This is a genomic window from Elizabethkingia argenteiflava, assembly GCF_009904105.1.
GTDB classification, from domain to species: domain Bacteria; phylum Bacteroidota; class Bacteroidia; order Flavobacteriales; family Weeksellaceae; genus Elizabethkingia; species Elizabethkingia argenteiflava.
In genome coordinates this window covers 1-13532 of record NZ_JAAABJ010000114.1, presented here as the reverse complement: position 1 = coordinate 13532, position 13532 = coordinate 1, and the positions used below count along the sequence as shown (strand labels likewise).

General features: G+C 34.3%; 11 protein-coding genes. 6 read left to right on the top strand and 5 right to left on the bottom strand.

Going from position 1 to position 13532, the window contains the following annotated elements:
- Both GNY06_RS14970 and GNY06_RS00685 read right to left on the bottom strand, forming a co-directional pair.
- Positions 1-131 (bottom strand): transposase (locus GNY06_RS14970; RefSeq protein WP_166518356.1); only part of this gene is annotated, 131 nt, incomplete at its 3' end.
- Between the two features lie 1138 nt (positions 132-1269).
- Complete coding sequence (locus tag GNY06_RS00685) at positions 1270-2556, bottom strand: dicarboxylate/amino acid:cation symporter (protein ID WP_176589921.1); 1287 nt, start codon at positions 2554-2556, stop codon at positions 1270-1272.
- 686 nt (positions 2557-3242) lie between these two features.
- Here GNY06_RS00685 and GNY06_RS00680 point away from each other — a divergent pair.
- The 6 genes from GNY06_RS00680 to sucC all read left to right on the top strand — a co-directional run bounded on the left by GNY06_RS00680 (position 3243) and on the right by sucC (position 11172).
- Positions 3243-4586, top strand: a complete 1344-nt coding sequence (locus GNY06_RS00680) for a hypothetical protein (RefSeq protein WP_166518355.1) — start codon at positions 3243-3245, stop codon at positions 4584-4586.
- Between the two features lie 645 nt (positions 4587-5231).
- A complete protein-coding gene (locus GNY06_RS00675) occupies positions 5232-5837 on the top strand; it encodes a DUF5715 family protein (protein WP_244614320.1) in 606 nt (201 codons plus the stop codon).
- A 164-nt stretch (positions 5838-6001) separates the two neighbouring features.
- Complete coding sequence (locus tag GNY06_RS00670; protein ID WP_166518354.1) at positions 6002-7942, top strand: ABC-F family ATP-binding cassette domain-containing protein; 1941 nt, start codon at positions 6002-6004, stop codon at positions 7940-7942.
- Between the two features lie 96 nt (positions 7943-8038).
- Positions 8039-9379 (top strand): hydroxymethylglutaryl-CoA reductase, degradative, encoded by a 1341-nt coding sequence (locus GNY06_RS00665; RefSeq protein WP_166518357.1) that lies wholly within the window; start codon positions 8039-8041, stop codon positions 9377-9379.
- Positions 9380-9383: 4 nt separating this feature from the next.
- Entirely contained in the window at positions 9384-9773 is a 390-nt protein-coding gene (locus tag GNY06_RS00660; protein ID WP_166518353.1) for a DUF423 domain-containing protein, read from the top strand.
- 205 nt (positions 9774-9978) lie between these two features.
- Positions 9979-11172, top strand: coding sequence for an ADP-forming succinate--CoA ligase subunit beta (gene sucC, locus GNY06_RS00655; RefSeq protein ID WP_166518352.1), 1194 nt, complete (start codon positions 9979-9981; stop codon positions 11170-11172).
- 289 nt (positions 11173-11461) lie between these two features.
- On the opposite strand, the gene GNY06_RS00650 is transcribed toward sucC, so the two are convergent.
- From GNY06_RS00650 to GNY06_RS00640, 3 genes are all read right to left on the bottom strand, one after another.
- On the bottom strand, positions 11462-12328 hold the full coding sequence (locus GNY06_RS00650) for a mechanosensitive ion channel family protein (protein WP_166518351.1): 867 nt from the start codon (positions 12326-12328) through the stop codon (positions 11462-11464).
- A gap of 78 nt (positions 12329-12406) precedes the next feature.
- The gene (locus GNY06_RS00645; protein ID WP_166518350.1) at positions 12407-12994 is read right to left on the bottom strand and encodes a porin family protein; all 588 of its coding nucleotides are present in this window, start codon (positions 12992-12994) and stop codon (positions 12407-12409) included.
- Between the two features lie 267 nt (positions 12995-13261).
- The coding region (locus GNY06_RS00640; protein ID WP_166518349.1) for an IS1 family transposase at positions 13262-13532 on the bottom strand (271 nt) is incomplete at its 5' end.

The following is a 13532-nucleotide window of genomic DNA, read 5'->3' as shown; positions in this document are numbered from 1 at the left end:
TTTTTGCGCCAATTATACAGTGTTGCTCTGCTAATGCCATAGCTGCGTACAAGCTCTTCTATACTTCTACCATTATCGAATTCTTTCAAAATACTGGAAATCTGATTCGCACTGAATTGTTTCTTTGTCATAATATATAATCCTAAATTTAAACTTTTTGTCTAAATTATAGTCGTACTATTTATGGGGGAGTTTACAACAACATGAGGTCTTTGCATCATTTTTACAGGAGACCAATAATATTCCTACAAAAAAAAGCACCATTGTTTTTCTGCTAAATTTCATCATAAGTCTAATTTAAAATTGCACAGTCCAAAAGCTTTAATTGAGACTTAATACACGAGTGGTTAAAAATCAATGAACTGCAATTACTCAAATCTACAAAATAAACAAGACCAATATTTTATTTAGGGGCGCTTATCTATTCACTTCTAAATCTAAGGGAAATACGTATCATATTTAAGGCTTAATTAAGGATTTTTCTTGTCAATTAATCACATCAATATAATAAAATTGCATAGCCATATAATAAAATAGCATGAGGCACTTACTTAAAAATATAAATGAGTGTAGGTTCATCTACCTCAGTATGATTTCAAGATATATTTTTTATGATTCGTGTGTATATTTATTAGCAGGGATGTTGTTAAATTCAGAAGTTTTTTTGATAACAACCTGAAAAGGAAATGATGTTTAGGTGAAGTGGAGCGCTCCCCATATGGGGAGCGCTCTTTTGTAATTATTTATACCATATCTTAACGATATTTTTCAAAAGTAGAGCCTATTATCTTTAAAAGGCCTTTAGTTTTTTTTGTACCATAGCTAAACCTCTTTATAACCACAGATCTAAGTGAATTATCAATCATTTCAACTTCGTCATTCCCCTCTTTCTGATTAATCTTTATAGTATAAAACGTTCCTAAGATGAAAAAAAATCCAATTTCATATTTTTAAATATTCTTTGCTGAATAACTGAAGTTACAAAATTGTCTGGAACCTCGTTAAAATTAACCTAATTTAGCAATACCAGAATTAAATGCATCTTTACCCTGTTTATAAAAAAAATGGTATATTTTCCCTATTCTCTATTCAATTTTTCATGATAGTTATATTTACTAAGAGTTAAGAAAAAAAATATAAATTTACCTAATCTAATAACTCCGGTGAGAAACAATATTCTTTTTTTTAACCTATTCAGCTATTAATAGATGGCTTTTATTCAGGTATTTTTAAAAACACATTCAGATAAAAAAAGCTTGATTTGGAGGTTTAAATTTTTTTTCTCTCTAGGAGGCTCTCATTTGTTTTATGGGGGTAGTTTAAAGTCGAAGAAAGCAATTTCTTATCCAATTCTTTTTCCCAATTGGCTATAACCACTGTAGCAACAGAGTTTCCAATAACGTTTGTAAGGGCTCTGCATTCACTCATAAATTTATCAACGCCCAAGATTAAAGCGATTCCTGCGACGGGTATTTCAGGCACCATACTTAATGTGGCCGCTAAGGTAACAAATCCTGCTCCGGTAACACCTGCCGCACCTTTTGAGCTTAATATAGCGATAAAAAGAAGTAATATTTGTTTTTCAATCGGGAGGTGGATGTTTAAGGCTTGAGCAATAAATAGGGCTGCCAGTGTCATGTAGATGTTGGTACCATCCAGATTAAAAGAATAGCCTGTAGGTACTACAAGTCCCACTATGGCTTTTGAGCAGCCTGCTTTTTCTAATTTTTCCATAACGCTTGGAAGTGCCGATTCCGAAGAGCTTGTACCTAGGATTAAAAGCAGCTCTTCTTTTAAATAATACATTAGCTTAAATATATTAAATCCATTGTACCAAGCGACTGTACCTAATACAACAACTACGAAAAGCAGTGAAGTAATATAGAAGGTACCTACTAAAAAGAGTAAGTTTAAAATAGAATGAATCCCATATTTCCCAATCGTGAAGGCAATAGCTCCAAAAGCTCCAATAGGAGCGAGCTTCATTAATATATGTACGATTTTAAAAATAACAGTGGAAAGATCTTGTATAAAATCTTTAATCCGCTGACTTTTTTCTTTGGTCATGACCAGTGTAATTCCCATTAAGATAGCTATTAGGAGTACTTGTAAAATATTGTCTCCTACCAGAGGACTGAACAGGGTTTCGGGGATAATATTCAGTATAAATCCACTAATACTGGTTTCGTGTGCCTTTTGTTGATATTGGGAAACGTCTCCTGTAAGTGTTGCGGGATCAATATTTAATCCGGTTCCGGGCTCTAAAAGATTACCTACTACTAAGCCAATGATCAAAGCCAGGGTAGAGAAGGTCATGAAATAAATCATTGACTTTATCACAATTCTTTTCACTTTTTGTAAATCGCTCATATGGGCGATCCCCAAGGTAAGTGTAATAAAGATGACCGGAGGGATAATCATTTTTATCAATTTAATAAAGCCATCGCCAATAGGTTTCATGGCTTCTCCTAAATGAGGATAAAATGCCCCTAAGGCTATACCTGCTATGATGGCTATTATAACCTGAAAATAAATCTGATGATATATTTTTTTCATAATAATATTTTAGATAATTAGAAGACTAATATAGTTGTAAAAAATCTTTTGTTAGAAATTTAGACCTCTAAATTTTTATTTTTTTTAAAATATACAGGAGTACTATTCATTGATATTAAGGAGTATATATTATTATATAGGTTTTTTGTAGTATTTTTTTATTTTAATAAATTTTTATGAAGTATAATTTTATACTTACGTAGATATGTTGGTTTTTATTATAAATATCTGTTAAAAGAAATATTTTTTTTGGAGGGTTAAGAATTGAAAGAGTTTTTTGTTTAAGAGACTTTCTTATTTTTATAGTTTTGTATATAAAAAAAATAAAGAATTAACTTAAATTAACACTTTTAATTTGTTTTGTGGAGAATTAAAGAGTATATTTGGTATACTATATCCCGAATGAAAAAAAATTGTCTTTAGCCGTGATCACGCGTAATAGAAATTTTTAGATTTGCGGTTTCGCTTTCTTATTAAGAAAGTTACATTAACTGCAAATTCAGTTTGATCATTAGACCTACAATTTTTGTAACTTAAGAGTTGGAGTGTATATTCTAAATAATACACTAAGCGCTTGAGATTAAAGTTGTTGATTGAGCCCCTTTAAAAGTTAAATTCTTCTTTAACTTTATTTTCACTGTATCTATATTGTATTTTTTTTTCAGGAAAACTCTAAAAACACAATTATGAAAAAAAACAACTATTTTAACAATTTTAGAATATATGCGTCTGTATTATTTTTTCCTTTATTCTTATTGTTTATTGTCGTTTCATGTTCGCGCGATAATGTAACTGAAGAGGCTATTACGCAGACTTCAGCTGAATTACAAAACGGGCCTGAATTAAATACGTTCGGAGACCTCGTCTTGCAAAAAAATGTTATCGTTTTGAATGATGAGTCTCTAGCTACCATCTCAGAAAAGGACAGCGACAAGATTACATTTAGCCATGCTACCGATCAAACAGCTCATATCAAGGAGGGGAGTGTATTGGTCGGAACAAAATTAAATGGAGAGATTATGACCAATATTTTGGCTAAGGTAGTATCCGTAGTTAGATCTAATGGTAAAATTATTTTACACACCCAAAAGGCAAAGCTTGAAGAGGTGATTTTTAGTGGAACCATTAGTGGTGTATACGATCTTGCTACGGAACCTATACAGGTGGATGGTAAAATGGTGAATTATATTCCTGTGGAGGGTCTTGTTTCTAAGGATGTATTCAGGAGAATTCGAACTATTACGGCGAATAAATTAATGAAGAAGCAGGCGCTACAGGGTGTTGTTAATTTACCTTCTGTGAACATTGATAATACTTTTTATATTCCTATCGAGCTTGGGCCAATCATAAAGGAATCTAAAGTTAATTTAAAAGTCGAAATTTCACCTAAAATTAAATATAATCTTTCCTTTTCGTTTGGGCAGTTGAGAACTTTTTATATAGACTTTATATTGGATAACTTAGTTCTTCAATCTTCAGTGGATGTACAGGGCCAATTTAAGGAGAATGTGCATCTGTCAGATTACGTGAAACTAGATTCACCTATTGTAATAGGATCTACAGGTCTTACTTTTTTGCCTAACATTGCATTTGGTCCTTATATAGAGGTAGAGGCAACAGATAAAGTAAAGGCAGATTTATTTGATATTGTCGCTACACCTACTCTTCATCTTGGAATACCGCCGAGTTTGAAGACCAATTTCACAAATAAAAATGTGTTAAATATTGAAGCTTTAGGCGGCCGCTTTTCCGGGGATATCGGAGTAGAATTTAAAGGAGGTATTGGATTGGAGTTTTTAGGAGCTAAAACTGCTAATACTTTATTCAAAGGAAAAGTGTATGTTACCAGTCTTTTAGAGGCAGGATTAGCCCCCGAAAAGTTCATCCATGTTAAATTAACTGGAGGGGCGGAATCAGATGGCTCTATTACATTTGGTGTTCCACCATTTAATGTGAAGAGAGACTTTTCACTTTTCAACAAAAATATATCGATTATTGATATATCTCTGCCTAGACAAAATAATAGATAGTGGTCTAAGAACCTATACGCTTATAGGTTTTGTATTTAATATAGCATGATTAATTTATATACCGATCAATAAACCCTCATAAAAAAGCTCCTGTTAAGGAGCTTTTTTATGAGATAACTAGGAAACTCTTTTTATATAAAACTGTGAGCATGATTATAGGTTTTGATATCCCGAAAAAAGTGCTGAAAAACTTAAAATATAGAAAATATACCATCAGGCTTAGTTTTTTTATCCCACAGGGATGTATATCCCAGATCTCTTAGAAAAAATATACTTTTTTAGGACTTAAGATCTTTGCGCTTTTAGTGTGGATAGCCTAGCAGAAAAAATTACAAGATAAAGAGAATACGAAATTCCAAGGTCTATTTATATGTTTCATCACTGCTCTTTCTAAAAGTCATCTTTGTATAATACTTGGCATACTATAAGAAATCTTTATGTTTTTATTTACTTTAGGTAGAGAGATGTTAGTATTATTTTAGCTTGTGAGGGAGAGGTTGTGCTCTTTCTAATAGAAGAATATAAACTGTATACCAATAGCCGAAAATAAATTCCTGAGTCTTTCAGAAAGATTGATAAAGGTATAAAAAAACGCATTATGATATAACAAATAAATATTTGTATCGTTATGAATAGTGGGAATGAATGATGAGAAAGTTATTTTTTACCTTTATCGGCTTATTTATAGGGATTGGCGGACAGTCATCTCAGCCTCACCTATATCAGGCCTCGGGGATAAGAGTCGGGATCTCCTCATATGCCATGCATATAGAGGCTTCCAAAAAATTTAATATTCCCGTTTTAGAAAACTCTAAGGTCATAAATCGTTATATACGAACAGGTAAATTAGTTTCGGTCCCTATTTCGGGCAAAGGTTATCGGTTGCATCGGCTCAATTATAGTCAGGCTTGTCTAGTTCCAAAAGCAAAAGCTATTTTACAGGAAATGGCTAAAAAATTTCAGGTTAGTACCAGAGGAAACGTACTCACGGTAACCTCACTCACACGCTCTTTAAAGGATCAATGCCGTTTAAGAAAAATAAATTCTAATGCAGCCATAGGTATTAGCTCACACAATTACGGAAATTCTTTTGATATTTCCTACATCCGCTTTAACCGTCAATTAAAACCTAATCTTAAATTAGAAGTGGATTTAGAAAAGTTACTACGATCTTATAAGAAGGCTGGGAAAATTTACTATATCAAAGAGCGAAAGCAAAGTTGTTATCACATAACGGTACGAAATTATTAATCTATAATTCCTACTTGCGTAAGAGGGGTTGTTATTTCAGTATAGGTAATTACACTTCTAATCCAATAGGGAATGGAATAAATAAAAAGATATAAACTTTCGGCACAAAATAAATTCCTTAATTTTGCAGATTCTTATAGGAAATCATTTAACTTAAAATTATTATGCTCTCAGTACAAGGTTTAGGATTGCATCACTCTGGAAATTATCTTTTCCAAAATGTAAATTTCACCATAAAAAAAAATGATAAGATAGGTTTGGTCGGCAAAAATGGAGCTGGGAAATCTACATTACTGAAAATGCTTTCCGGAGAAATCAATTTTTATGAAGGGGAGGTAGTACCTGAAGGAGACATCAGTATAGGTTTTCTTAAGCAGGATTTAGATTTTGTGAAAGGGCGTACAGTCTGGAATGAAACTTTGCAGGCTTTTGAGGGGATCAATCATATGAAAGAGGAACTTGAAGAGGTGAATGTGGCATTAGCTACCCGCACTGATTATGAAAGTGATGATTATGCCAAATTAATAGATCGAATGACCGAGCTTAACGATCTTTTAATCCACCATGATGCTTATAATTTGGATGCCGAAATAGAGAAGGTTTTGTTGGGGTTAGGTTTTAAGGCAGATGATTTCGAGAAAATTACGGATGAATTTTCCGGTGGTTGGAGAATGCGTATAGAGTTGGCTAAACTTCTCTTGCAGAAGAATGATTTAATGTTACTCGATGAACCCACCAACCATTTGGATATGGAGTCTATTATCTGGCTAGAGAGTTTTCTTAAAGATTATCCAGGGGCTATTGTGCTGGTTTCTCACGACAAACAATTCATGACCTCTGTATGCAATCGTACATTTGATATCAACAATAAAAAGGTAGACGATTATAAGGCCAACTATACCAAATATTTGGATTTACGAAAAGACCGAAGAGAGAAGTTAATACAGGCTAAGAAAAATCAAGATGCCGAAATTAAGCATACAGAGGAGTTAATTAATAAATTTCGGGCCAGTGCCACCAAAGCAACATTCGCTCAATCTCTTATAAAAAAACTAGATAAAATTGAAAGAATTGAAGTTGATAACGAAGATGTTTCCAAATTTAATATTCGATTTGTACAATCTGTTGTTCCGGGTAAGGTGATTTTTGAAGCTAAGGATTTAGGAAAAGCCTATGGAGAAAAAAAAATATTCGATAAAGTTAATTTTTTTATAGAAAGAGGGCAGAAGATTGCTTTATTGGGACAAAATGGACAAGGTAAGACTACGTTGGCTAAAATATTATCAGGTGAAATCAGAGATTATACAGGAGAGTGGACATTGGGGCATAATGTTAATATTGGCTATTTTGCCCAGAATCAGGAAGAAGTTTTATCCCCCAACAAAAGTGTTTTAGAAGAAGCCGAGGACTCTGCCACCGAAGAAACCCGGCCTAGAGTTCGCGATTTATTAGGCTCTTTCCTATTCCAAGGAGAAGATGTGCATAAAAAAACAAAAGTACTCTCCGGTGGAGAAAGAAATCGTCTGGCACTTTGTAAGCTATTGTTACGTCCTTTTAATACTTTAATTATGGACGAACCTACGAATCATTTGGATATCCAATCTAAAGAGATTATTAAATTGGCACTTCAGAAATTTGAAGGAACTTTAATTCTCATCTCTCATGACCGTGAGTTTTTGCAGGGATTATCCGATAAGATATTCGAATTTAAAGATGGGAGGATGAAAGAATTTTTAGGAAATATAGACGAGTACCTGGAATATCGCCAGAAAGAGAGTATTCGTGAGATTTCTATTGAAAAATCTAAATTAGCGGAGGCCAGGCAAGAAGCCCCCATTTTAGTAGAAGCGGAGTCTCCAAAAATAGAGACCAATAAAAAAGAATTCGTTAGTAAAGAGAAGAAGAATATTCAAAATAAAATGGGCAAAACCGAACAGCAGATTAATGAGCTGGAAGAGCAAATAAAACTTTTGGAGAAGCAATTTTCTAGACTTAATCCCACTGAAGAACAGATGGATCATTATCAAAAACTTAAAGAAGATTTAGACTTAGCCTTGCAGCAATGGGAGTTTTTGGCTGCTCAGCTAGAAGGAGAAGCTCTTTAATCGCTTTATAAAACTATGATAAAAAGCAGATGTGTAGCATCTGCTTTCTTTGTTTTTATTGTTGTACCTTTGGGAGGATTTATATTGCATACGATAATGAAACAACAACCTATAGAAGGTTTTTCAAAGCTTAGTAAACAAGAAAAGATTGATTGGATAGTTCAAAACTATTTAGAGGGAGATCAAGAATATACGGCTATTTTGCAGCAATATTGGAATGCCGACATAAAGCTTCAGAAGTTGCATGAAGAGTTTTCCGAGAATACCATTTCCAATTTCTATATGCCCTATGGTATTGCTCCCAACTTTCTTATTAATGGAGAATTAAAAGCTATACCCATGGCTGTGGAGGAGAGTTCTGTGGTGGCAGCCGCTTCCAATGCTGCCAAGTTTTGGCTAGATAAAGGAGGCTTTAAAACCAAGATAATTGGAGAAAATAAAATAGGACATACCCATTTTACCTTTAGTGGAGAATGGGAAAAACTTCAATACTTTTTCCATCATGTCTTAAAGCAGAAATTATTTGAAGATACAGCTAATATTACCCATAACATGCGCCATAGAGGTGGGGGGATATTAGAGATAGAATTGGTGAACAAAACAGCTTTGCTAGAGGATTACTATCAGCTCAAAGCGAACTTTAATACCCAAGATAGCATGGGTGCTAATTTTATCAATTCGTGTCTTGAACAATTTGGAAGCACCTTAAAAAGAGAGATAGAAGCCTCTGATCAGTTTGGCCAAGCAGATAAAGATTCACTCTCTGTGGTTATGAATATCCTCTCCAACTTTACACCAGAATGTATAGTAAGAGCAGAGGTGTCCTGTAAAATTGAAGACTTAAAAGATCCCAGTGGAATTAAGGCAGAAGAATTTGCATGGAAATTTAAACAGGCGGTTAATATTGCGGAGATAGAGCCTTACCGCGCCACAACCCACAATAAAGGAATTATGAATGGAGTAGACGCCGTTGTAATGGCTACCGGCAACGATTTTAGAGCTACCGAAGCTTGTGCACATACCTATGCCTCAAAGGATGGTCAGTATACCAGCTTAACGCATTGTTCTATAGAGGAGGGTATTTTTAGATTTTGGATAGATTTACCTATCTCAGTGGGGGTAGTGGGGGGATTGACGAATTTGCACCCCTTAGTAAAGTTTTCTTTAGCCCTTTTAGGAAAACCTTCTGCAAAGGAGTTAATGAGTATTATTGCTGTTTCCGGGCTCGCGCAAAATTTTGCAGCCCTTCGTTCGTTAGTTACTACAGGTATACAGAAAGGGCATATGAAAATGCATTTATTTAATATTCTAAACCAATATGGTGTTACGGAAGAAGAAAAACAATATTTTGTTAATTATTTTAAAGATAAAACAGCCAGTCATCATGAAGTGGTGACAGAACTAAAAAGACTGGGTTCAAAGGCTATTAAAAATTAAAAAAATGAAAACATTAATCTTATTCTTTGGAACTCTTTACGGTATGTTTTCTATAGTTTTAGGGGCATTTGGTGCCCATGCGTTTAAAAAGATACTCACCGTGCAGCGATTAGAAAGTTTTGAAGTAGGCGTTAAATACCAGATGTATGCGGCTTTATATCTTCTTATGATTGGTTTCTTTTTAGATTTTCACGCTGGAATAGAAAAAACTGTAGGCTGGATGATGATTGTGGGCGTTTTCTTATTTTCAGGGAGTATATATTTACTTTCTTTTCAGGAAGTATGGAATTTAAACCTAAAATTCTTGGGTCCCATTACGCCTTTGGGAGGTCTATTTATGATCCTCAGTTGGGCATTGTTGATGGTGGTGATTTTGAATGCAAAATTTCACTAGCGTTTTCTTTTTTATTCTTATTATAGCAGTTGTATTTCAGCCTTATGGAGGCCAATGAAAATAAGCGAAAAATGCTTAAAATAAAAAAACAGAATAGGATGAAGGCCAGTTTTTAGAGGAAAATAAAGTATTTCACTTTTCTTTAATTTCGGGTCTATTTTGTACATTTGTACGATTTAAAAAATAAAAACATAATCAAAACAATATGAATCTTCACGAATATCAATCAAAAGAGATTTTAGCAAAATACGGTGTAGTTACACAGCGGGGTATTGTAGCAAATAATGTGGATGAAGCTGTAGCTGCAGCCGAAAAATTGACGGCGGATACAGGCACTCAGGGATGGGTGGTAAAAGCTCAGGTCCATGCCGGTGGTCGTGGAAAAGGAGGCGGTGTTAAGTTTTCTCCGAATATGGAAAAACTTAAAGAGAATGCTCAGAATATTATTGGGATGCGTTTGGTAACGCCACAGACTTCTGCTGAGGGAAAGTTGGTAAACTCTGTATTGATTGCTGAAGATGTTTATTATCCTGGGGAAACAGAGACAAAGGAATTTTATGTTTCTATTCTTTTGGACAGAGCTTTGGGTAAAAATACGGTAGTATATTCTACTGAAGGGGGTATGGATATTGAGCATGTTGCTGAAGTAACTCCACACCTTATTCATAAAGAAGTTATAGATCCTGCCTATGGCTTACAAGGTTTCCAAGCTAGAAAAATTGCATTTAACCTAGGATTAGAAGGAAATGCTTTTAAGGAGTTCGTTAAGTTTATTAGCAGTCTCTATAATGCTTATGTGGGGATTGATGCTTCTCTTTTTGAAATTAATCCGGTATTAAAGACCTCTGATAACAGAATTATAGCTGTAGATGCCAAAGTTACTTTGGATGATAACGGTCTATACCGTCATAAAGATTTAGCTCAATTAAGAGATACAAGAGAGGAAGACCCTATGGATGTAGAAGCTGGAGAAGCTGGACTTAACTTTGTAAAGTTAGATGGCAATGTAGCTTGTATGGTAAATGGGGCTGGTTTGGCTATGGCCACAATGGATATCATTAAACTCTCTGGCGGTAATCCTGCCAACTTTTTGGATGTGGGAGGTACTGCCGATGCTCAAAGAGTGCAGACTGCTTTTGGTATTATATTGAGAGATCCTAATGTAAAAGCGATTTTAATTAATATTTTTGGAGGTATTGTAAGATGTGATAGGGTAGCCCAGGGTGTGGTAGATGCTTATAAAGCAATGGGAGATATTCCGGTGCCTATTATTGTAAGATTGCAGGGAACTAATGCAGAGGAAGCTAAAAAGATCATTGATGGATCGGGCTTAAATGTACATTCGGCTATTACCTTAGAAGAAGCTGCCGGAAAAGTAAAAGAAGTTTTGGTATCTTAAAAGGGAAAAGACGATATTAATAATAGTTGCATATTCAGCGATGATTAATCTAAAATAATCTAGAACCAGAGTATAGAATACTCTGGTTTTTTATAAATAAACTTAATTGTAAGTTTTGTCGGTGAATTGTTATAATGAGACATACTAAACTCATTTGGAGAATAGCGAAAACGGCTTAATAGGAGGATATTGATCTATTCCTTTACGCTTAAGTATATTCCAGTTCAGGAGTAAATAAGCCAAATCTATAAGAGCGTTATAAAGAGGAGAAGTGACCTCTTATGGAGCTCTAAAATTTATGCAAGCCGTTTCTATTTTCAATGCAAATGCTTGTGGGAGCAGTGAACATAATGCCATCTTGTTGAAGGCGTTCCTTTATTTTAAATAGTGCTTCACTTTTAGCTAAAGTTGAATTTCCACCTTTAATAATCCAGAATCTTACTTGCATGTTCAATATACCGTTTTTTAATGAAGTAAAAATAACATCTATTTTGTCTGGACGATCTGATTGTTCTAGATTTCGGATCACCTCGCGTATACTATTCTGAACTTTACAAACGTCTTCACTGGCTGGAATATCAAAGTCGAAGATAATCTTTTGTTGAGGAGAAGCGGTGATATTGTAAAAAGGAGCATTAAAGATTGTCTTATTGGGCATATAGACTTTTTTGCCTTCATCATTGATAAGCTTGGTGGTCAAAAAACCTATATCTATTACTGTTCCTGAATAGGCTCCTATAACCACATAATCACCAACTTTAAATGCTTTATCAATCCCCACCAACATTCCTGAAAAAATACTGGATACCAAATCCTTGAGGGCTACGCCTGCGATCACTCCGGCAACCCCTAAGCTTCCAATGAAATTGATGAAAAATCCGCTAAAACCCATTATTTCTAGGGTAATAAAAGTACCCATTAGAATAATTAGGAACCTAAATACACCTACTAGAGAAGCTAATGAATTTTTACGGTTATTGGGAAAAAAGTTGTTTCCAATTTTAACAGTTAACTTACTGAGAAAGGTACTGCCTTTTAGGAAAAATATAAAAACCAGCGCTCCAATAACCAAACGCGGGGCAAGTTCTGCGGATTTTAGGTACCAGTTGTGTAGTACCTTTAAAACGATATCTATGTATTGAAGTCCTTCACTCATGTCTTCTTCTTTATCAAATATAAAAATAAAAAATGCCACCTAAATAAAGATGGACATTTTATGTTAAAAATATAGATTTTAGTGTATGTCTCTTGTAATTTGTTTTACTTTGGATGTGGGAAGGTATACTTGGAGACCTACGTTAAATTCGAGGTTGGAAGTGTTGCTGTTATTTCCGAAACCGAAATCTCCAACATATTTAACCAATCCTTCTACCGCAATATTGTGAGTTAAAAAGTAAGCATAGCCCGGTCCTACACCCAAATTAAGACCTGTCGTAGAGATCCCTCCTTGGGTTTGGGTGGTTCCCCCAATACCCAGATTACCTTCTAAAAAGAATTTACCTTGTTTGAGGAGGTTATGGACTTGATTATTATTTAAATAATATCGGCCTAACAAGCCCACATTATAAGTGTAAGTAGTTTTAGCATTTTTTGCACCGTTGAATCCGAATGTTACAAGTCCCCCTATAGCTTTGTTATCCCGTAAAAAATAAGCGGCTTTGGGTTGTAAGATGAAGTTATAGCTACCGCCACTTTTCAGTCCAAAGTTGGAAGTAAGGATATTACCACCTACCATCCAGTTTCCTTGCTTTAGCTGAGCTTTCGTAAAGGAAAATAAGCCTGTTGCTAAAATCATTGCAGTACCGAAAATTAATTTTTTCATGTTGTATATTTTTATGTTAAATTGAGTTTTCTAACTTACGATAAGATGGAGGATGCTTTATTTACTTCCTACCCTTATACGAGTTTGTTTTGCAATATTAAATACAATTATTGTTCCGTTTTATTATATTTTTCGTAAAAAAGAACTCTCTTAGCGATCTGTAGGATCATATAAACCGCAATAACGCCATGTTTTGAATAAATTTTGGCATAGCTAATCAAATATACATAGTGTTTTATTACGATGGTGCGTTAAGAGAAGTATCGCTCATCTGAGCATTTCTATTTTTCTAGAATAGCATTTAGACTTTCTTCTCATTCTTGCTAAAAAATGCCTAAACAAACTATTATAAGCTTCTACGGTAAATGTTTCTGCCTTTGTCTGAAGATGCTTCTCTTTAGGAACAATGCCTTGGTAGCTTTTCCAGTGATCACTTGCGATCTTCTCCATTTTGTGTTGTTTTATTGTTTCCCAAAACTCTTCTGCAGTTTGATGACTTCTGTCACCAATAACGAAATTGATGAATCTTTTTCCAAAT

Bases quoted from the DNA above. Each gene is read 5' to 3' on its own strand.
- GNY06_RS00685 (WP_176589921.1), bottom strand. From the start codon at position 2,556: ATGAAAAAAATATATCATCAGATTTATTTTCAGGTTATAATAGCCATC.
- GNY06_RS00680 (WP_166518355.1), top strand. From the start codon at position 3,243: ATGAAAAAAAACAACTATTTTAACAATTTTAGAATATATGCGTCTGTA.
- GNY06_RS00675 (WP_244614320.1), top strand. From the start codon at position 5,232: ATGATGAGAAAGTTATTTTTTACCTTTATCGGCTTATTTATAGGGATT.
- GNY06_RS00670 (WP_166518354.1), top strand. From the start codon at position 6,002: ATGCTCTCAGTACAAGGTTTAGGATTGCATCACTCTGGAAATTATCTT.
- GNY06_RS00665 (WP_166518357.1), top strand. From the start codon at position 8,039: ATGAAACAACAACCTATAGAAGGTTTTTCAAAGCTTAGTAAACAAGAA.
- GNY06_RS00660 (WP_166518353.1), top strand. From the start codon at position 9,384: ATGAAAACATTAATCTTATTCTTTGGAACTCTTTACGGTATGTTTTCT.
- sucC (WP_166518352.1), top strand. From the start codon at position 9,979: ATGAATCTTCACGAATATCAATCAAAAGAGATTTTAGCAAAATACGGT.
- GNY06_RS00650 (WP_166518351.1), bottom strand. From the start codon at position 12,328: ATGAGTGAAGGACTTCAATACATAGATATCGTTTTAAAGGTACTACAC.
- GNY06_RS00645 (WP_166518350.1), bottom strand. From the start codon at position 12,994: ATGAAAAAATTAATTTTCGGTACTGCAATGATTTTAGCAACAGGCTTA.